This is a genomic window from Enterobacter sp. RHBSTW-00901 (assembly GCF_014103115.1).
Classification (GTDB): Bacteria; Pseudomonadota; Gammaproteobacteria; order Enterobacterales; family Enterobacteriaceae; genus Enterobacter; species Enterobacter cloacae_P.
Genome location: NZ_JABXPB010000001.1, coordinates 3,845,375 through 3,866,339, shown reverse-complemented (window position 1 = coordinate 3,866,339; position 20,965 = coordinate 3,845,375). Strand labels below are relative to the sequence as shown.

At 54.0% G+C, this 20,965-nt stretch carries 17 protein-coding genes; 6 read left to right on the top strand and 11 right to left on the bottom strand.

Annotated elements, in window-relative coordinates:
• The first annotated feature begins 99 nt into the window (after positions 1 to 99).
• The gene (locus HV318_RS18555; protein WP_182273893.1) at positions 100 to 399 is read left to right on the top strand and encodes a DUF2755 family protein; all 300 of its coding nucleotides are present in this window, start codon (positions 100 to 102) and stop codon (positions 397 to 399) included.
• Here HV318_RS18555 and HV318_RS18550 read toward each other — a convergent pair.
• From HV318_RS18550 to HV318_RS18540, 3 genes are all read right to left on the bottom strand, one after another.
• On the bottom strand, positions 396 to 1,493 hold the full coding sequence (locus HV318_RS18550) for a DUF1615 domain-containing protein (RefSeq protein WP_182273892.1): 1,098 nt from the start codon (positions 1,491 to 1,493) through the stop codon (positions 396 to 398). The two genes, HV318_RS18555 and HV318_RS18550, sit on opposite strands and share 4 nt — an antisense overlap.
• A gap of 14 nt (positions 1,494 to 1,507) precedes the next feature.
• Entirely contained in the window at positions 1,508 to 2,728 is a 1,221-nt protein-coding gene (gene sbmA, locus HV318_RS18545) for a peptide antibiotic transporter SbmA (RefSeq protein WP_182273891.1), read from the bottom strand.
• Between the two features lie 115 nt (positions 2,729 to 2,843).
• Positions 2,844 to 3,377, bottom strand: coding sequence for an isochorismatase family protein (locus HV318_RS18540; protein WP_182273890.1), 534 nt, complete (start codon positions 3,375 to 3,377; stop codon positions 2,844 to 2,846).
• 204 nt (positions 3,378 to 3,581) lie between these two features.
• Between HV318_RS18540 and ampH the strand changes: the two genes are divergently transcribed.
• Complete coding sequence (gene ampH, locus HV318_RS18535; protein ID WP_182273889.1) at positions 3,582 to 4,742, top strand: D-alanyl-D-alanine-carboxypeptidase/endopeptidase AmpH; 1,161 nt, start codon at positions 3,582 to 3,584, stop codon at positions 4,740 to 4,742.
• Between the two features lie 2 nt (positions 4,743 to 4,744).
• On the opposite strand, the gene HV318_RS18530 is transcribed toward ampH, so the two are convergent.
• Both HV318_RS18530 and HV318_RS18525 read right to left on the bottom strand, forming a co-directional pair.
• Positions 4,745 to 5,371: a helix-turn-helix domain-containing protein gene (locus HV318_RS18530; protein WP_182273888.1), complete on the bottom strand. Its 627-nt coding sequence runs from the start codon at positions 5,369 to 5,371 to the stop codon at positions 4,745 to 4,747.
• Between the two features lie 87 nt (positions 5,372 to 5,458).
• Positions 5,459 to 8,233: an autotransporter YaiT-related protein gene (locus HV318_RS18525; protein WP_182273887.1), complete on the bottom strand. Its 2,775-nt coding sequence runs from the start codon at positions 8,231 to 8,233 to the stop codon at positions 5,459 to 5,461.
• A gap of 444 nt (positions 8,234 to 8,677) precedes the next feature.
• On the opposite strand from HV318_RS18525, the gene hemB reads away from it, so the two are divergent.
• Positions 8,678 to 9,652 carry a porphobilinogen synthase gene (gene hemB / locus HV318_RS18520; protein WP_182273886.1) on the top strand — a complete coding sequence of 325 codons (975 nt, stop codon included), beginning with the start codon at positions 8,678 to 8,680 and terminating at the stop codon, positions 9,650 to 9,652.
• A 121-nt stretch (positions 9,653 to 9,773) separates the two neighbouring features.
• Entirely contained in the window at positions 9,774 to 11,474 is a 1,701-nt protein-coding gene (gene olsF / locus HV318_RS18515) for a bifunctional ornithine lipid synthase OlsF (RefSeq protein WP_182273885.1), read from the top strand.
• A gap of 66 nt (positions 11,475 to 11,540) precedes the next feature.
• On the opposite strand, the gene tauD is transcribed toward olsF, so the two are convergent.
• From tauD to mmuP, 6 genes are all read right to left on the bottom strand, one after another.
• Positions 11,541 to 12,392 (bottom strand): taurine dioxygenase, encoded by an 852-nt coding sequence (gene tauD / locus HV318_RS18510; protein WP_182273884.1) that lies wholly within the window; start codon positions 12,390 to 12,392, stop codon positions 11,541 to 11,543.
• On the bottom strand, positions 12,389 to 13,216 hold the full coding sequence (gene tauC / locus HV318_RS18505) for a taurine ABC transporter permease TauC (protein ID WP_182273883.1): 828 nt from the start codon (positions 13,214 to 13,216) through the stop codon (positions 12,389 to 12,391). The genes tauD and tauC overlap by 4 nt, the downstream gene beginning before the upstream one ends.
• Positions 13,213 to 13,980 (bottom strand): taurine ABC transporter ATP-binding subunit, encoded by a 768-nt coding sequence (gene tauB, locus HV318_RS18500; RefSeq protein ID WP_182273882.1) that lies wholly within the window; start codon positions 13,978 to 13,980, stop codon positions 13,213 to 13,215. The genes tauC and tauB overlap by 4 nt, the downstream gene beginning before the upstream one ends.
• 10 nt (positions 13,981 to 13,990) lie before the next feature.
• Positions 13,991 to 14,953, bottom strand: coding sequence for a taurine ABC transporter substrate-binding protein (gene tauA, locus HV318_RS18495; RefSeq protein WP_182273881.1), 963 nt, complete (start codon positions 14,951 to 14,953; stop codon positions 13,991 to 13,993).
• Between the two features lie 194 nt (positions 14,954 to 15,147).
• On the bottom strand, positions 15,148 to 16,080 hold the full coding sequence (mmuM, locus tag HV318_RS18490) for a homocysteine S-methyltransferase (RefSeq protein WP_182273880.1): 933 nt from the start codon (positions 16,078 to 16,080) through the stop codon (positions 15,148 to 15,150).
• Positions 16,067 to 17,467 (bottom strand): S-methylmethionine permease, encoded by a 1,401-nt coding sequence (gene mmuP, locus HV318_RS18485; protein WP_182273879.1) that lies wholly within the window; start codon positions 17,465 to 17,467, stop codon positions 16,067 to 16,069. Before mmuP ends, mmuM begins: the two co-directional genes overlap by 14 nt.
• Before the next feature lie 406 nt (positions 17,468 to 17,873).
• Between mmuP and HV318_RS18480 the strand changes: the two genes are divergently transcribed.
• Together HV318_RS18480 and HV318_RS18475 are read left to right on the top strand one after the other, a co-directional pair.
• Positions 17,874 to 18,983 carry an AI-2E family transporter gene (locus HV318_RS18480; protein WP_182273878.1) on the top strand — a complete coding sequence of 370 codons (1,110 nt, stop codon included), beginning with the start codon at positions 17,874 to 17,876 and terminating at the stop codon, positions 18,981 to 18,983.
• 121 nt (positions 18,984 to 19,104) lie between these two features.
• Positions 19,105 to 20,889, top strand: a complete 1,785-nt coding sequence (locus HV318_RS18475) for a diguanylate cyclase (RefSeq protein ID WP_182273877.1) — start codon at positions 19,105 to 19,107, stop codon at positions 20,887 to 20,889.
• The last annotated feature ends 76 nt before the right edge of the window (positions 20,890 to 20,965 follow it).

The window sequence follows — 20,965 nt, the reverse complement described above, 5'->3', positions numbered from 1 at the left end:
TTAGCGCAAATTACCACGATTCTGATATTGACAAAACCAATGACCTGTCAAACTCACTCTACGGCGAATTTCTGAACTGAGTAATATTGGGAGGTCTTTATGGCTGATTTTACCTTGTCGAAACCGATTTTTGGCGGCAAACAACCAAAAACCTCCACGGCAGGCAATATCGCCTATGCCCTGTTTGTACTGTTCTGCTTCTGGGCAGGCTCGCAGCTTCTCAACATACTGGTTCATGCACCAGGCGTTTATGAACACCTGATGCAGGTTCAGGATACCGGACGGCCGCGGGTTGAGTTCGGCTTTGGCGTCAGCACCCTGTTTGGCCTGGTTCCCTTCCTTACGGGATGTATGATCCTGGGCGTTGTCGCGTTAATTCTGCGCTGGCGTCGTCATTAAAGTGCCATACAGCGAGCCCGACGTTCATCCACGCGTTTTGCGAACCATGCAGTCGTCAGGTTACGCGTGATCTTCGGGCTTTCCAGCTGAATGCCCGGCAGTATTGCCCGCGGTAACGCTTTCCCGCTCTTCTGCTCCGCAAGCGTAAACACCTTCTGATACAAGTCCGTTTTCTCAAACGCCAGGCTGTCGCCCTTCTCCAGCTGACGGCGGATGTCACTATTGTTCATACCGAGCTTTGCCGATAATTTCCGCACCGCCAGTTCAGTGGTACCCGCCTCGCTGCTACCGTAGACAATAAGATCGCCGTCCAGTGCCAGTTTTACACCGCTTGCACGACTCAGCGCACTCTGGAACGCCGCGTTACGGCTGGCATACCAGCCCGCATTAAAGTCTGCAAAGCGATACAGCGGTTCACTGTAGCTTACCGGGTAGTTAAGAAGATGATATGTGCCAAACCAGAGCCCGCCGCGCAGGGAGAAGACCTCCTGACGAACGGTACCGTCGATTTTCCACGGGTAGCCATCGGTATGCTTTTCCGCAAACGCAATACTGACCTGCATCGGCCCGCCGGTATGCACCGGGTTAAGCGAACCAAACAGTTTCTGTCCCATCGGAACCATGCTGATGAAATCATCAAAAATGGCGCTCAGCTGTTTCTCGGTTTTCACCGTATCCAGCCGTTCGCTGTAAGTTTTGCCATTGGGTGAGCTGATTTTAAGCGCGGTATGCACCAGAAAAACCGGGATATGCATCGATTCCGCACGGCGGTCGATCTCTTTCCAGGCAATGTTGTTCAGACCCGGTACCGCCGGGTCTGACTGGTACATCGACTCCTGCTGTGCCACCGCCAGCACCGAGCAAATATTCTCCTCGGTGGGGGCTATTTTCTGGCTTTCAAAGGTTTTTGCTAATGCCTCAGCCCATGCATTGCGATCCTTCACGGTAGAGGGCATTTTTTGCCGCACGACGCTTGCCACATCGACAGGTTTCTCGCCTTTCTTGAGCGGGGCGGCTCCTTTTTCAGCACACCCCACCAGTATGAAGGCGGCCAGTAAAGACAGCGGTAACGCGCGCGGTACGGCAAATGACATAGCAACTCCCTGTATTAGCTAAATGTATTGGTTACTTCCTGAAGGTCCCGATCGTCCAGTTCACGCTCAAAACTGCGTAAACGTTTATAGATAGACATCAGCTCCACCAGCGTCGTCCAGGAGTTGATGAGATACTGGAACGAGCTTCTCACCTGATCGAAAACATTGGTGATTTGAGTCATTAAACCCAGGGTAATTGTTCCTGCAACAATTGACGGGAACAACAGGACTATTCCAAAAACGGTATCGGCCTGAAGGTATAAAATTCGGGCGATGTTGAAATACATGTAGTGGAAGTAGAGTCTGAAATAGTTAATACGTACGTTTTTAAACAGTTCTTTGACCGTTGGCGGCACTGCCCGCGCGGGATCATCCTCACCATAAACAAGCTCTTTACGATAAGCCGCTTCAACGCGTTGATTTTTAAATTGCAGACCTGGCAACTTGATCCCCACCACCGCAAGAAGCCCGGTACCCATCAGTGACCAGACCAACGCCGCAATGACCAGACCATAGGGTAAGTGACCAACAATTGGCAGTTCAGGCACATGAGGTGATAAGGCTATCAGGATCGGTAAGAACGCAATTAGCTTCATAATAGCATTCAGCAAACTGACCCCCATGTCCTCCAGCGTTGATGCAAAACGCATGGTGTCTTCCTGAACACGCTGTGCAGCACCTTCGATATGCCGTAACCGCTGCCAGTTAGCCATGTAGTATTCGTTCATTGCGGTACGCCAACGAAAAACATAATGGCTGACAAAGAAGTTATTCAGCACAGCCACCGTAACAGCGATCATTGCAATGCCCGTAAAGCTTAAGAGGCCTGCGTAGAGTTCACCAATTGGAACCTTATTCGGCGCACTCAGCGCTTTTTGGATAAGGTCATAAAAGGGGGCATACCAGGCGTTAATCGCAACACTCACTTCCACCATGAACCAGGTGACAAAAATGATCAGTGCAGACCCCAAAATAGACCAGTATTGCCAACGGTGCGGCGAAAACTTAAACCAGAACAACGCAAACAGCCCCACGCACACCATGTAGTAGGCGTAAAACAGCAGGTAGCTCAGCGACCAGAAACGGGTCGCGCTAATGGGCACCTCGCCCGTCGCGCCCATGATACGCGTCAGCCACGCGCCACCACCGGCCTGCCAGAAAATGACCGCGATCAGTGCCCAAATAAATGCCGACAGGAAAAATGGCCCCGGCTTTGGGAAAAAAGACTTAAACATAATGCTTCCTTCTTGTAGTTATGGCTGTTGCTGCGTTCAACAAATCACCACACGAAAATCTTGCCTGAGCCAGCCTCCCGACTCAGGCAAAAAGGTCAGACCCGACGCGCTATTATTAGTTCGCTTTCCAGTTTTCGAGAATTGTTTCGGTGCGTTTCACTGCCGGGGGATTGGCGGGTGCAATGAAGTTACGCCAGACATCGTTATAGTGGTTAATCAGGATATGTGCATCAGCTGCAGTGCGATTCGCCGTCGTGTGGGCATCTTCTGCAACGGTAATGTGATAACCCCGGCTGACGCCGTTTTTGAAAGTGGCATCGACACAGTAATCGGTGGCGCAACCGCAGATCACAAACTCACGAACCCCGTGTTCGCGCAGCAGAGTCTCAAGCGGAGTGTTATAAAACGCATCGCAGGCGGTCTTGGTAACATAGAGCGCGCCTGCCGGCTGGTGTAAGTCAGGCAGCAGCGCAAACCCTTCGCTTCCCTCTTCCAGCCCTCCTGCCTCGGTATGTTGAATAAAAATAACCCGATCGGCTGCCTGCGTGAGCTGGTTGATAAGAGAGACACATTTTTCGCGCTGATGACGGGGTGTTTCAAACACCCCTTGCTGCATATCAACAACCATAACCACACGCTTCTCAGACATACCGTTCTCCGCAAGATTGAATGACACCGGTGTCTATCATAAGCCCGATGTCACAAATTGGGAGGTAGGTCGTAAGTAAATTGTTCTTATTTACTCACGGTTACGTTTTTCCGGCTATCGTTATGCAATTCGGGGCATTGCTCTGTCCCGTTTAGTAGTATAAATACCTATTACTTTCCCGATTCACTTCATGGATGCTTTTCGTTGAAACGTTGTCTGCTTTCTTTCACCGCGCTGTGTGCGGTGAGCCTGTCTACTGCCCAGGCAGCCCAACCGCTGACGGCCCCCGCGTTGGCTTCAGATATTGCCGATCGTTATGCAAACCTTATTTACTACGGCAGCGGCGCGACGGGGATGGCGATGGTGGTCATCGACGGCAACCAGCGCGTGTTCCGGAGTTTTGGTGAGACACGTCCCGGCAATAACGTTCGTCCACAGTTGGACTCTGTTATCCGCATTGCGTCATTAACCAAGCTGATGACCAGTGAAATGCTGGTGAAACTGCTCGATCAGGGGGTGGTGAAACTTAACGATCCACTCAGCAAATACGCCCCTCCTGGTGCGCGCGTTCCGACATATCAGGGTTCGCCGATTACGCTGGTAAACCTTGCAACACATACCAGTGCCCTGCCGCGTGAGCAACCTGGTGGTACAGCGCACCGGGACGTCTTCGTCTGGCCGACGCGTGAGCAGCGCTGGAACTACCTGAGCACCGCTACGCTGAAGTCTGCACCGGGTTCACAGGCATCCTATTCAAACCTGGCATTTGACCTGCTGGCCGATGCATTATCCACGGCATCCGGGAAGCCCTATCCTCAGCTGTTTGAAGAGCAGATCACGCGCCCTTTGGGCATGAAGGACACTACTTTTACCCCATCTCCGGACCAGTGTGGCCGCCTGATGGTAGCCGAGAAAGGGGCCAGCCCGTGCAATAACACCCTGGCGGCCATCGGCAGCGGCGGGGTCTATTCCACACCTGGCGATATGATGCGCTGGATGCAGCAGTTCCTGTCTTCCGATTTCTATTCACGCAGCAACCAGGCCGACCGGATGCAGACCCTGATTTATCAGCGTAGCCAGTTTCACCGCGTCATCGGCATGGATGTACCGGGTAAAGCCGATGCACTCGGCATGGGCTGGGTTTATATGGCACCCAAAAATGGTCGCCCGGGTATTATTCAGAAAACCGGTGGTGGCGGTGGATTCATTACCTATATGGCGATGATCCCGCAGTCCAATGTAGGGGCTTTTGTGGTGGTCACTCGCTCCCCGCACACGCGTTTCGTCAATATGAGTGATGGCCTCAATAACTTAGTTGCTGAACTGAGTACCAATAAAGCGCAGGTACTTACAGCATCTAACTAGACTTAATATTCCGTGGGCAAACGGTTGATACTGACCAGTTTGCCCCGGCTCATATTGATATAATTACCCTGCCGCAATGCGGCCAGAACCTCCGCAACAACGGAGCGTGAAATACGTGTGCTTCGTTGAATATGATTCATTACGCCAATTTTCGAACGCAGCGTGTCGTCCCATTCGGACATATTTATCAGCATGGATCGAATCTGACTGTAGGAACTATTCCCTACCAACTGTTTATCCCGCACGCCAAGCAGGTGGTTAATCCATGATAACCAACAAAATGCCTCCCACCAAAGAGATGTCCGCTGAATAAGTTGACGCGTCGTAACAGCAGGCAAATAAAAACCGGTACACGGTGTTTGTGCAACCATCATATATTCACGACAATTGTTGCTCATTCCTGCGGTCAGGCCAAAAATAAAAGGAGCCGTTGCAATACCAATAAGTAGCCCATTTGACTGGCGGTAGATCTCAACAATACCAGTTTGTATCATATAGGTTTGAGGCTCATCATCATTACAACCGTTTGAAATGATCTTTTGCGAAGCTGCTTTAAAGGGCGTACTGGCGTCTTTCAGACACTGTTCTAGCCGGCCTAATTCAGAAAGTGGTTTCGCATTAACGTTCATGCAGACCTCAAATCACCTGTATCTGTCAGTTCTGTATTATTTATTGCCATATAAAAAAGCGGGGGAAAATATCCCCCGCGTTGCGTTTTACCAGCTGTATTTCACACCCAGATTTGCACCCCAGTTCTGGTCAACATCACCGCCGCCGAGATAAGTGGCATCGGTGTAAGCACTGAAGTTTTTGGTGAAGCTAAACTGCGTGCCCAGACCTACACGAACGGCAGAACCTTCAACGCCGTTGTCAATGCTGTCGCCATTCACGTCCGCATTATTACCAGCATCGTCATACACATATGCCAGCTTGAAGTAAGGCGTCAGCGCCTGATCGCCACCGTAGTTGAAGGTGTAACCCGCATCCACACCGAGTTCATAACGCATGCTGTCGTAAGACTGGCCATCAATACGCATGTCGTTGCTCAGCTGGTAATCATCACCAGACTGGAACAGACCCGACACGGCCGCATAAGGCGTTACGTAGCCAGACAAGTTTGGCTTCCAGTCATAACCCAGTTTCATACCGAAACCTACGGCATCAGTGGTGGTGTTACCGTCCACATACTGACCATTGCTCATGTTTGCAGAGAGATCGCTATCAAAGCGCGTGTAGCTCAGGGAGCTGTCGATGAAGAGATCATTCGCAAACTTCGCAGATGCGTAAATCATCGCAGTCTGGCTATCCTGATCAACCTGACCGGTACGATCGCTGATATCGCCTTTCGCAAAGCCTGCTGCACCACCGACGATCCACTTAGCATTGTTGCCGTCAATCAGCGTATCCAGACCGACCATAATGCCACTCACGTCCTGATCGTAGCTGACGGTACCATTATCAGCGTCGAAGTTGCCACCGAAGTAGCTTACCCACGCTCCGCCGTTATCTGCCAGGCCATGACGGCTGTTGGTCATACGCGTCCCAACGGTATCCTGCTGCAGGTTCCAGATGTTGGTATTGGCAGAAGGAATGCTCAGCGCCATGTTGGCGTAATCCGTCAGCTCTTTCTGCTGGAGAACAACGGAATCTCCCTGCTGCTGTGCCTGATATGTGTAAGCCCCTAAATCGGCTTTGTTCGCGGCGGTAAAGCGAGCACTGGTGTCTTCGTTATTGTCATAGACACGAATGATCTCTTTGTTTTTGTAGTCGGCAACGGAACCTGCACCGGTCGCATTATCAATACGAACGCTGTAGTTACCCGCTACGTCACCATTTACTGCCAGATGACCATCGGAGTTAATGGCAACAACACCGTAGTCGTAGTCTGCCTTGCTCTTATCGTTGGTGATATAACGCGCGTTGTTCAGATCGCTGTTCAGCACGTAATCACGGCTGGCTACGTTCAGCACACCGCCATCGGTCAGCACCATGTTGTGCGTATCAACCTGACCCAGTCCCAGCGCGAGCTCGGCACCGTTATCCACGGTAATGGTGTTGGCATACAGCGATGCAGTCTCTTCGCTCAGTGCCGCACGGCTGTAGCTGTCCAGATACAGACTGTCAGTTGCCACCCCACCGGTGTCGCCGATATTCAGGGATGAAGCATTGGTCAGCGTGATGGAATCAGCCAGTAAACCGGAATTTTCGACATTGACCTGCGACTGGTTATTAACCGTCAGCGTATCAATGTTAGACAGCTTACGAGTATCCCACTCAGACCCCTGATCCAGCGTCACGTTGAACAGGCCGCTCTGATAGACCTCTTCACCCGCAACGTGACTGTTAGTGTCGAAAGTGGAATCAGGCCAGATGCTGTTAGGAGACAGCGTACTCCAGTCTACGTTGCTGTAGCCCAGACCGTACATCTGCGAAGTGCCAATGGCTTCAACGCTGGATTGCGCTGCACCAACCCACTTGCTGCCATTCGTCAACGTGACATCCAGCTTATCAGTACCATCCCAGCCGTTGGTGGTTGGGTTATACACACCGTCATCGGTGGTATCGGTTGCAGGATCGCCATTCGTGTAGAAATTGTTATCGAAGGTGCTGGAGAAGAGAATGTCACCGGTGATGGTAGAATGATCAAACGTCGCCGTGGTCTGCATAGCGTTGTCAGACGCACCTGCGGCAACAATCAGCGCCGCGTCATCTGCCGCAGTGGCGTTAGCTTCGCCATAATCGCTCGGCTTCGCGGTTTGACCATAGAAACCGCTGGTCCCGAGATCGCTGTATGCACCGGACGTCAACACAGAGTCTTTCACGACCAGTGTGTCAGTGAAGACGTTAGCGCTGTTAGCAACACCTTCAATACCGTCATACGGGGTATTATCCAGCTCCTGATAACCCTGTGTCAGGGTGATACCCGCTACGTGGGAGTTATTCTGAATAACAATATCTGACTCAACGTCCAGCGTAATGGCATTACCCAGATCGTAGGTGTCCAGATAATGGGTTTCTGAAGTATCGCCATTCACAACGTCATAAGCGTAATGCTCATACGTATCATTGATGGTGCTGTTATCTACGGTCAGACTAAAACGGTCATACTGAGTATGTGTGGTGCCATCTGTATCCACACCATCGGCACACGACGTCGTCATACATTCAGACGTAATCATGCCATTAATAGTACTGTTGGAAATACTCAGTGCATTAGCGTGACCATTGATACCGTCATCCAGATAATACGTTGAAATAACACCATTTACCGTTGACTTATTCATCACCGGATAAATATCACCATCGTGAGTGGTATCTGAGTAACCCCAGTCGGCATAGCCATAATACCAGGGGGTAGATGCTGTATTATCATATCCGAAGGTATTATATGTTGTACCCGAAATATCTTTCGCATTTGCCTGAGAAGCGATAGCCAGGGTGCAGGCTAATGCAAGTTGAGATACAACCAGTTTCTTTTTCCATGTTTGCATTGGGTCATCCCTCCTCAGGGACGTAAGCAAGTTTGTCCATCAAATCATTCAGCAATATTTTATTGCGAAGGGAATTATGCAGTTTCAATCTGAAAAGGTTCAATGAATGATTCGATTAAGTCCGTATCCAGACAAATAACATGAAAAAACCATGCAGACATGACGTATTCAATATAAATATTATAAAAACATAAAGTTAAGACCATCCACGCAAACAATAAAAAACATTGCAATCAAAAATAAATAATCCTTATTTATATAAGGACACAAATATAGAAATCATACCAATATCTACCACACATAAAACACATATTAGCCACAGTATATATTTTTTCGAATACAGCGTACCTGAAAGTATTGAACAAAAAAAACCACTTTAGCAAAACACCCTTCCCCCGTTTCAGGTACACTAACTCTCTTTGTTCCACAAACGTCAGGCATACCATGACCGATTTAATTGCTCGTCCCCGTCGCCTGCGCAAGTCACCTGCACTGCGCGCTATGTTTGAAGAGACAACACTGACCTTAAACGATCTGGTGTTGCCGATTTTTGTTGAAGAAGAGATTGATGACTACAAGGCCATTGATGCCATGCCGGGTGTGATGCGCATTCCGGAAAAACATCTGGCTCGTGAGATCGAACGTATCGCTAATGCGGGTATCCGCTCGGTGATGACTTTCGGGATCTCCCACCATACCGATGCCACCGGCAGTGATGCCTGGAAAGAAGATGGCCTTGTCGCCCGTATGTCCCGTATCTGCAAAGAGACGGTGCCGGAAATGATCGTCATGTCCGATACCTGTTTCTGCGAATACACGTCTCACGGCCACTGCGGTGTGCTGTGCGATCACGGTGTGGATAACGATGCGACCCTGCTGAACCTCGGCAAACAGGCCGTTGTTGCTGCTGCTGCCGGTGCTGATTTCATCGCACCATCCGCAGCAATGGACGGACAGGTTCAGGCGATCCGTCAGGCGCTGGATGCTGCCGGTTTCACTGACACCGCCATCATGTCCTACTCCACCAAATTTGCCTCCTCCTTCTACGGCCCGTTCCGTGAGGCAGCGGGCACGGCGCTGAAAGGCGATCGCAAAACGTATCAGATGAACCCACTGAACCGCCGCGAAGCCATCCGTGAATCCCTGCTGGATGAAGCCCAGGGTGCAGACTGCCTGATGGTTAAACCGGCTGGGGCGTATCTGGACATCCTGCGCGATATCCGCGAACGTACCGGGCTGCCGCTGGGTGCCTACCAGGTGAGCGGAGAGTACGCCATGATCAAATTCGCTGCGCTGGCGGGTGCGATCGACGAAGAGAAAGTGATTCTGGAAAGCCTGGGTGCGATCAAACGCGCAGGTGCGGATCTGATCTTCAGCTACTTTGCGCTTGATCTGGCCGAGAAGAAAATTCTGCGTTAATCCTCTGTTGTGCCGGGTGGCGGCTTCGCCTTACCCGGCATCCTACTAATCTTCACCAAACTGCAATACAACAGACATCTCGTCCTTCTACTGTCTTCGCAAGACGGCAGGAGGAGTTACCATGTTTAGTCTCGACAATGTTCTCGATGACCTTTGGCCTCAGGCGAGGCCCGCACCCTGGCAAAAAAGTCTGTTAAAAAGACTGTTCTACGAAGAAGAATTCCAGCAGTTTGCCGCAAACCACCGCCACCTGAAGGGGCTGGATATGGTGGAGCAAGTTCTGGAGCACCTCGATATTCTCTGCACCGTTTCCGCCCGCGATCTCGAACAAATCCCCGAACATGGCCCGCTGGTCATTATTGCCAACCACCCGACCGGTACCCTGGATGGACTGGCGCTGCTGTATGCCGTTTCGCGCGTGCGTCGCGATGTTAAAGTCGTTACCAACCGAATGCTGACCCACCTGGAGCCGCTCAGCTCACTGTTTATCCCGGTGGATAATATGGGCGGTAAGACCGCAAAAACCTCACTGGTGCAGATGGAGCAACATCTGCAAAACGCCGGCGTACTGATCTTCTTCCCGGCAGGGGAAGTCTCGCGCCCGACGCGCAAAGGCATTCGCGATAAAAAATGGCACTCTGGCTTTATCAAACTTGCCGGCAAACTGCGCGCCCCCCTGCTACCGGTACATATTCAGGCGCATAACAGCCTGCTCTTCTACGCCAGCACCCTGGTGTCACCGACGCTCTCCATGCTGCTGCTGATGCAGCAGATGTTCCGTCGTCGCCACAGCCAGTTGCCGATTAAAATTGGCCAGCAGATTGCCTGGGACAACTGGTTTAGCCTCCCCCTTTCGTCACGTGAGATGGCCGAGCAGTGCCGTCAGCACGTGATGCGTCTTGGCAAGGGATTGCCTGGCGTCTTTAAAACCCAGTGTGCCATTGCGCGCCCGGAAGACCGGGCCACGCTGAAACGCGAACTGGCGCAGGCTGAGTGCCTGGGCAAAACCGGTGATGGCAAAACAATCTACCTGTGGCAGCGTAACGGCCAGGAGGAGGCTCCCCTCTTGCGTGAGCTGGGTCGCCTGCGTGAGATTGCGTTTCGCGCCGTGGGGGAAGGAAGCGGGAAGCGCAGGGACACCGACAGCTATGATGATGATTATCTGCACCTGATCCTGTGGGATGAAGAGGATCTGGAGATTGTCGGCGCGTATCGCTTTATGCCGACGGCAATGCAGGTTGAAAAACGTGGCACCGAGGGGCTGTACAGCTACAGCCTGTTCCACTACGACGACAAAATGCAGGATGTGCTGGAACACGGTATTGAGCTGGGACGCAGCTTTATTCAGCCACGCTACTGGGGACGTCGCGGCCTGGACTACCTGTGGTCGGGTATTGGCGCATATCTGGCACGTTATCCGCACTACCGCTATCTGTTTGGCCCGGTCTCTATTTCTGGGGGACTACCGCCTGCCGCACGGGATCTGTTGGTGGCGTTTTATCGCCTCTGGTTCCCGGCAAGCCACCCGTTAGCGGCCTCACGCCAGCCTTATCCGGCGTCGTTACCGGACGTACTGGCGCAGTTTGGTGGGGTGGATTACGTTGACGACCTGACGAAGCTAAAATCCCTGCTCGGCAATCTGGGCTGTGGTATTCCGCCGCTCTACAAACAGTATTCTGAGCTGTGTGAACCCGGCGGCGTGCAGTTTATCGATTTTGGCAGCGATCCGGCGTTCAACAACTGCGTCGACGGGCTGGTACTGGTGGATCTGTGCTACCTGAAGGCGAATCGTTATCAACGGTATATCGAGGCGCATCTGTAGCCTTCTCCTGAAAACCGCAGCGGACAGTCCCCTCGCCCCTTTGGGACGAGTGTTAGGGTGAGGGGATCAAGGCGCACGGTAAAACGGCTTATCCCCCAGAATCGTCGCCCGCTGCATAATCCTTCGCTGCGGCAGATAGTCCGCATTGGCATAGTGCTGCGTCACGCGGTTATCCCAGATCGCCAGATCGCTCTCCTGCCAGTGCCAGCGCACCTGAAACTCCGGTTTGGTGATATGGGCGAACAGAAAACCTAATAGTGCCTCGCTCTCTTTTTCCGTCACATCCACAATGCGTGTTGTGAATCCTTCATTCACGAACAGTGCCTGCTTGCCCGTTACCGGATGGGTTCTCACCACCGGATGCAGCAGCGGAGGATGCTTCGCAACCGCCTCCAGCCAGCGCTGGTGTTCCGCTTCCGTTTTACGGTACTTATATTCCTGGAACGATTTCTTAAAGTCGTGCTCCGCCCGCAGCCCGCTCAGCAACGTCTGGAATGGCGCAGACAGCGCCTCAAACGCCGCGATCCCGCTCGCCCACAGCGTATCGCCGCCGGTCTCCGGGAGCAGTTTCGCCGCGAGGATCGCTCCGGCGGGCGGCGTCTCAATAAAAGTCACGTCGGTGTGCCAGTTGTCGTTATCCGGCGGGTTATCGTTGTGGGTATCCAGAACAATAATCTCCTCCACGCCTTCCGCCTGCGGGTAAACCGGGTGGATATGCAGGTCGCCAAAACGCAGGGCCAGCGCGCGCTGCTGCTGGGGGGTGATCGCCTGCTCGCGCAGGAACACCACCTGATGGCGCAGCACCGCGTGATAGAGCTGCTCGAACTGGTTATCGCTCAGCGGACGGGTCACATCCAGGCCCGAAACCTGTGCGCCAATGTACGGCCCCAGCGGGGTAATGGTCAGACGTTCACTCATTGTATTTCTCCATGCCAGGGCGTCAGGCGACGCTGTAACGCGCGCAGCCCCAGTTCTAATCCGAAGGCGATCACGGCGATCACCGCGATCCCTGCCAACACCACGTCAGTCGCCAGGAACTCTCCCGCGGACTGCACCATAAATCCTAATCCCCGCGTGGCGGCAATAAGCTCTGCCGCCACCAGCGTCGACCAGCCCACGCCAAGCCCGATGCGCAGTCCGGTTAAAATCTCCGGCAGTGCGCCCGGTAAAATGACGAACAGCAGCACCTGTGTACGGCTGGCACCCAACGACTGCGCTGCGCGGATCCGCACCTGCTGGGCACTTTTCACCCCCGCCAGGGCGGACATAGTCACCGGAGCAAAAATCGCCAGATAAATCAGCAGGATTTTTGACGTTTCACCGATGCCGAACCAGATCACCATCAGCGGCAGATAGGCCAGCGGCGGCACAGGGCGGTAAAGCTCAATCAGCGGATCGAGGATGCCGCGCACCGTCGGGCTTAAGCCCATCGCAATCCCCACAGGGATGCCGATAATGACGGCAGCCAGCAGCGCCACCAGAATACGTGCCAGACTGGCTCCCAGATGCTGCCAGAGCGTGGCATCCATAAAGCCCTGCGGTCCGGCAATGGTGATAAGTTTTGCCAGCACCTGTCCCGGCGGCGGCAGGAACAGCGGGCTGATCCACTGCTGCGCGGCAACCGCCCACCACACCACCAGTAACACCAGCAGCGTACCGACGCTCAATGTGATTTGACGAGAAAAAGGCCAGCGCAGCACCAGACGAGTACGGCGCATTTTTTCACTGAAGACGATGCTCATGAGAAGGCCTCCCGTTGTTCAAACACGCGACTTAAGACGTATTCACGCTGTTCGATAAACAGCGGATCAGATTTGATGTTGCGCACTGGTTCCCCCGCCACATAACGATGGGCGAATTCGAGCGGCAACCTTTCGAGCACACGGCCCGGCCCCGGTGATAACAGCACCAGTTCAGTGGCCATAAATACGGCTTCTTCGATGTCGTGGGTGATCAGTAGCACCTGCTTACCGGTTTCGTGCCACAGGCGCAGGAGCAGGGTTTGCATCTGCTCACGGGTAAAGGCATCCAGCGCCCCGAACGGCTCATCCAGCAGTAACAGCTGCGGATCCGCCGCCAGCGCGCGGGCAATCCCGACACGCTGCCGCTGGCCGCCGGAAAGCTGCCAGATAAAGCGTTTTTCCGCCCCTTCCAGACCCACTTTCTTCAGCATTTCCCGTGCCATTGCCAACCGTTTTTCGCGATTGATACCCGCAAGCTGGAGCCCAAACGCTACGTTTTCCTGCACGTTACGCCAGGGAAGCAATCCTTCGTTCTGGAAGACCACGCCGCGTTCAGCGCCGGGGTTTTCCACCTTTTTGCCTTCCAGTTGAATGGTGCCATGCTGGTACGGTACAAATCCGGCGATCAAATTCAGCAGCGTGGTTTTTCCGCAACCTGACGGGCCGAGTACGACCAGCAGCTCACCGCTGTCCAGCGTCAGGTTGATATCCTCCAGCGCAGACTTCCCGGCGTAATCAGCGTACAGATTTGTAATATTCAGCATCGCAACCTCCTTATTTCACAAAGCGATCGGTCACATACTGGCTGTAATCCGCCGCGACCGCCGGCACTTTGCCCTGCTCTTTCAGGAAGGTAGCTGTATCGACAATCGCTTTATTTACCGGCCCGGTCAGTTGCTGAACCTGCTGCGCAGGGGTCAGGTAGGTATTGCCCTTCACCAGCCCCGGTACGTCCGCTTCCGGTACACCGCTCAGGCGCGACAGTTTTTCCAGATTAGCAGGCTGCTTCAACCATTCATCCGGGTTGCTGATGTACGGCTGCTGAGCGTCAATCGCGCTTTTGGCGAAGGCTTTTACCACCTCTGGATGTTTCCCTGCGAAGTCTTTACGCACCACCCACACGTCGAGGGTCGGCGCGCCCCACTGGCCGACTTTTTCGGAGTCGGTCAGCACGGTGCCGTCTTTTTCCAGCTCATTCACCGCAGGTGCCCAGACGTAAGCGCCATCAATGTCACCGCGCTGCCAGGCCGCGATAATCGCCGGTGGCTGCAGGTTGATAATTTGTACCTGACCCGGTTTGATGCCCCAGTGTTTGAGCGCTGCCAGCAGGCTGTAGTGGGTGGTGGAGATAAACGGCACGGCGATACGCTTGCCAATCAGATCTTCCGGTTTGGTGATGTTTTTCTTCACCACCAGCGCTTCAGAGTTACCGAGCTGGGATGCGAGCAGGAAGACTTCAATCGGCACCTGCTGGCTGGCCGCAACGGCCAGCGGGCTGGAGCCGAGATTACCAATTTGCACGTCGCCGGACGCTAACGCCCGCACGATGGCCGCGCCACTGTCGAACTTACGCCAGTCGACTTTCGCCCCGCTCTCTTTAGCAAAGGTATTATCCGCCTGCGCGACCTTCGCCGGCTCCGCAGAGGTTTGATACGCGACGGTAACCTCCACCGCCTGCGCCTGAAATGCCCACAGCGCCAGCGCGCCGAGTAGTGTAATTCGCGATGAAATTGCCATAGTGCCTGCTCCCCTTGTTGTTATGGGGGCAGTATTTCCGGTGCGAGAATTTTGATAAAGGAATAAAAACGAATCGCTAATAACGATTCGTTTTTAGATAAAAAGCGAGAAAGGATAGTGAATTTTGTGCGGTGTTTTTTCTCCCTCTCCCAGTGGGAGAGGACCGGAGTGAGGGCATCAGCCCGCACGATACCTCAGCGCAGCAGGTTCAGCTCAGCAATATCTTTTGGCGTCGTCCGACAGCATCCGCCAATCAACTTCGCACCCGCCGCCAGCCACTGCGGCAGGTATCCCGCCAGCGTTTCACACGCTTCACCGTGGTGATGCCAGGTTTTCGTCACCGCATCGTAATGTTCGCCCGAGTTCGGGTAGACCACCAGCGGTAGCGACGTCAGGCTGTGCAGATGCTTCAGCGCCGCCGTGGTGTTTTCCAGCGCAATGCAGTTAATGCCCAGCGCCACAATTTGCGGGTCGTTTTCCAGCACAGAAACAACGTCACGCAACGGCGTACCATCGCTTAAGTGCTCACTGTCACGCAGGGTAAACGAGAACCACGCCCGGGCACGGGGATACTCTGCCAGCAGTGCCGCCAGGGCTTTGATCTCCGCAAAGGACGGCAGCGTTTCGCAGGCCAGCAGATCAACCCCCGCATCCAGCAACGCCTCCACACGCGGACGGTGGAATGCCACAAATTCCTCTGCGCTACGTACATAATCGCCGCGATACTCTGAGCCATCAGCCAGATACGCGCCATACGGCCCCACAGAGCCTGCGACCAGCAGCGCACCCGCCTGCGCATTCTCCGCCAGATACGCCTCGCGCGCCTTACGCGCCAGCTCCACGCTTTTACCAATCAGCGTCCGGGATTGCGCCTCGTCAAGACCTCGCGCCGCAAAGCCCGCAGGCGTGGCCTGATAGCTGGCAGTGATCGCCACCTGTGCCCCCGCACGATAGTAGTCGAGGTGTACTTCGCGGATAAGCTCCGGGTTTTCCATCAGCACTTTGGCAGACCAGAGGCTGTCTGCCAGGTTACAGCCGCGCGCTTCCAGCTCCGTTGCCATCGCACCATCCAGCACCACAAACGGTTGTTTCTCAAGGATGGCGGTAAGCGAATTATTCAGCGACATGTTCAGGCTCCTGTGTTGCCAGGTTTCGGGTCAGGTAGTACGCACCATAACACAGGGCGACAAACGGCAATCCGCAGTAAAGCGCAATTCTCTGGCTCGGATCAAACGCCAGGCCAACACAGGCCACCACGCAGAGAATAAACCCGAGTACCGGTACCAGCGGATACCACGGCGCACGATACTGCAGCGCGGACAGCGGCTGGCCGGACTGCAGATGACGGCGACGAAAGACAAAATGCGACGCACAAATGCTAATCCACACCGCCACCACCGCAAAACCGGAAATAGCCGACAGGGCGACAAATACCGTGTCCGGTGCCACAACGCTTGAGAACAGCGCCAGAACACCACCCAGCATGGAAACCGAAATCGCCATCAGCGGTACGCCGTTTTTATTCACGCGGGCAAAGCAGCGCGGCAACGTTTTTTCATTCGAGAGCGACCACAGCATGCGGCCAGAGGCATATAGCCCCGAGTTCGCCGCCGAGAGGATCGCCGTCAGAATCACAAAGTTAAAGATGTCCGCCGCGTACGGAATGCCGACTTTTTCAAACACCAGCACAAACGGGCTTTTTTCCACACCAGCCTGCTGCATCGGGATCAGCGCCGCCAGCACAAACACGGTACCAATAAAGAAGACAATCAGACGCGCGATGGTCGTACGGATCGCCACCGGAATAACCTTATGCGGGTTTTCGGTTTCCCCCGCGGCGATGCCAATCAGCTCGGTACCGGAGAAAGCAAAGTTCACCGCCACCATCGTCATCAGGATCGGCAGCCCGCCGTGCGGGAACCAGCCTTCAGCGGTGATGTTGGCTAAGCCAGGCGCGGGAGAACCATCCTGCATCGGGATAAAGCCAAAGATCGCCGCACCACCAAGGATAATGAAGGCAATAATAGTGATGACTTTCACCAGTGAGAACCAGAATTCGCCTTCGGCAAAGAAGCGCGTCGAGATGACGTTGAGGCCAAAAATCACCACGCAGAAAACCACACACCACGCCCAGACGGGTACCTGCGGGAACCAGTACTGCATGCAGAACCCGGCGGCGGTAAAGCTTGAGCCAAGCGCCACCGTCCAGGTGAGCCAGTAAAGCCACGCCACGGTATAGCCCGTCGCCGGGCCGAGATAGCGGGTGGCATAGACGTGAAACGCCCCGGTTTCCGGCATCGCGACGGAGAGTTCGCCCAGACACTGCATCACCAGCCAGACGACTAACGCACCAATCAAATACGCCAGCAGCGTTCCCGCCGCACCAGTGGTCGAAATGATGTAACCCGTATTGAAAAATAACCCTGTGCCAATCACGCCACCCAGCGAGAGCATAATCAGGTGGCGTGTTTTCATGGTGCGCTTAAGCTGCCCATTTTCTTGTTGTGTTTGCATATTACCTTCTATACGTATGGACATCTAAACATCCAAAGAAGGTATGTTATACCGTGATTGTTAATAAAATGCTAGCCATGAACCAGATACAGCCGGGCACGCCGCGCGCTGAGTCTGGGGTGGGTTGTCAGGATCACATAGAGAATGGGTCGCCAGGCCATAAGTACCTCCACAAGCAGATACTTACAGCATGGCGCGGGAGAATGAGATCCTCGGTCAGTCGAAAGTGTTATCTGTAACCATGTGGCTCATACGCCCGCCGTGGCTCCGGCGCGATATTGCACGGGCCTCCCCCCAAAAGCCGGGTCAGGCGTAGCCGCCATCCGGGGTGACAACCGTACAAGGATTGGTAAATCCTTAAATCAGTTCTATAGTCGTCACAGTTTCTTAGTTACAGGATCAACTGATGCGCTTTAACGGACTGACCAAAGGCTTCTTTATTTTCATCCTCGCCCTTGTGACGTGGGCCTTCTTTGATGTGCTGTCGCCCTATTCCTCCGCAATTCTGTGGGCCGCCGTTCTGACCGTCATCTTTAACCCGGTGAAAAACAAACTGCGCGCCATGCTGGGGGACCGCAACGGACTGGCTTCGCTGTTGACCATCGGCATTATCTGCCTGATCGTCTTTATCCCGTTGATGGTGATCTTCTCGTCACTCGCCATTGAGCTGAACGTGGTTTACACCAAGCTACAACAAAACAATACCCCGTTCCCGGAAGCGATCGCCCGTCTTTTTGCCCACCTGCCAGGCTGGGCCAGCGTGTTCCTGGCCGACCATAATCTGGACAGCGCGACGCAAATTCAGAAAAAACTCTCCGATGTGGCCTTGCAGGGTGGGCAGTACCTGGCAGGCAGTGCGTTTCTGATTGGCAAAGGGACGTTTGGCTTCGCAATCAGTTTCGGCATTATGCTTTATCTTCTGTTCTTTCTGCTCAAAGACGGGCCGTATCTGGTACGCCAGATCCTCGATTCCCTGCCCCTGTCTGATTTTGCCAAACAACACCTGTTCGCCAAATTTGTGGGCGTCTCACGGGCCACGGTCAAAGGCACGGCGGTGGTGGCGGTGGTTCAGGGCCTCCTCGGCGGGATTGCATTTGCCATTGTGGGCATCGACGGCAGCGTACTCTGGGGCGCACTGATGGCGTTCCTCTCGCTGGTACCTGCCGTAGGCTCGGCAATCGTCTGGGTACCGGCAGCCATTTTCCTGTTCGCCACACACCAGCTATGGCAAGGGCTGTTTATTGTCGGCTTCTTTGTGATTATCGTCGGGCTGGTGGACAATATCCTGCGTCCACTTCTGGTGGGTAAAGACACCAAAATGCCGGATTACCTGATCCTGATTGCAACGCTCGGCGGAATGGAAGTGTATGGTATTAATGGCTTTGTTATTGGGCCACTCATTGCCGCACTGTTTATCGCCTGCTGGAATCTCTTTTCCGGACGCGATCACGAGGGTAACGTCGATGAGCTTGATGCAGAATTTATAGAAGAAGGGAAAAGACCTACAGATTTATAAAAACATGACGATAAATCCCCCGCAGGCGGCCTCTGGTCGCCTTTTTAGATCGCGAGAAAGTAGGTTTTTCCTATAATGCTATCAATGCTGTTTTAACCAACGCCGCTACAGGAATCGACAGGTGCGAATCGCCACAATGACTAACTGGGCATACGCTGTAACGGTATGTCTGACCATCGCCTCCGGTATCGTCATGCTGATGGCGTCCAATGCCGACAACGCTGAGCGTCATGCTGTCGAACAGCGGCAGCGCTTTGACCAGCTCACGGAAGATGTGGAAACAGATGCCTGGGCACAGTCCGATTTAGCTCGCCTGTACGTCATTAAAAAAGATCCGCAAACCCTTAATGAATACCACCAGTCAGAAGGTTACCTGAAGAATATCGAGCTGAAGCTGGAAAAACTGCGGGATAACGGCGCATCGGATGACGAACTGTTGCTGCTACGCGAAGGGGTAAAGATCATTGATGAGTTGCAGGACGAGCAACAAACAGCGCTCTCCAACATAGCGCAAGGTGAAGAGCAGCAGGCCGTTGCCCTGCTGTATGGCAAAGCCTATGAACAGGAAATGGAACGGGCGCAAAACCAGATCAACCATTTCCGGCAAATACTCGACAAGCGCATCATTGCCAACGTACAGGCCGCCACCAAAACATCAAAAGCGTTGCGTACCACGTCTGAAGTGATGGTCGGCCTGACTGCCCTGCTCTTCCTGTTCGTGATGGGCTTTATTATCAAGCGTCGCGTATTGCGCCCCGTGGTGCGCCTGAGCGACGTGGTACACCGCCTGGCATCACAGGATTACGCGGTTGAAACACCGAATTTCAACCAGATTGATGAAATCGGCGATATGGCGCAGGCCATTCGCATCTTCCGTGAAAATGGTCTGGCAAGGCAGCGACTGGAAAAAGAGCGCGATGCCGACTGGGCCATCCGTGAGCTGCTGGCGCGTATGACGCAACGCCTGCAGGGATGTGAGAGCTTCGCGGATGTCATTAACGTGGCGGAGCTGTTCGCCCCCAATATCGCGCCGGGCGTGTCCGGGCGCTTATACATTCTCGATCGCGATCCGTGGGAGATGCGCTGCTCGGCGGAATGGCTGTCACCCGAAGGTGACAAAACGGCGTTCAACCCTGATGAATGCTGGGCTATCCGCCGTGGGCAAAGCCATCCGCCGGTTAACGGCGAGCCGGACGTGACCTGTTATCACCTTCCGGGATCTTGCGCGCATCACTCACTGTGCGTGCCGCTCATCGCCCAGGGTGAGGCGATTGGTTTGCTCTCTTTCCAGAACATCACCTCCGAAACCGCGCCCTCCCGCGCTTATCTTGAATTGATGGCTGAAGCGCTGGGTCTGGCGTTGTCTAACCAGAGATTGCGTGACGCTCTGCTGGAAAAAGCGTTGTTCGATCCGCTTACCGGGCTGCGCAACCGTCATCATCTGGAAGACACGCTGCGTACCCAAATGGCACAGGCGATACGCAATAATGAGCCGGTGAGTTGTCTGATGATCGACATTGATCACTTCAAGAGCATTAACGATCGCTTCGGACACGAGGCGGGCGATCAGGTGATTAAGAGCGTAGCGACGATTATTCAGCGCGCCGTACATGAAAGCGGGCTTGCTTTCCGCTACGGTGGCGAAGAATTTCTGGCGCTTCTTGCCGGTGCAGATGAAGAGGTAGCCCACGACTGCGCGACGGATATTTATAACGGCGTGCGTGCGCTGTCGCTGCGCTATGGGCTTTCTGAGATTGGCCCGGTGGATGTGTCGATCGGTATTGCCAGCTACCCACAGCACGCCCAGAGCGACAACCTGCTGCGCGCGGCGGATGTGGCCCTGTACCGGGCAAAAGAGCTGGGAAGAGCGAGGATTGTGAGCTTCGGGATGCTGGAGGCGGGGTAATCGTTAGACCGCAACCGTTGGCTTCTCTTGCCAAAGGCTTTCTACTGGTGGTACCTGGGAGGATTACTGAGACACA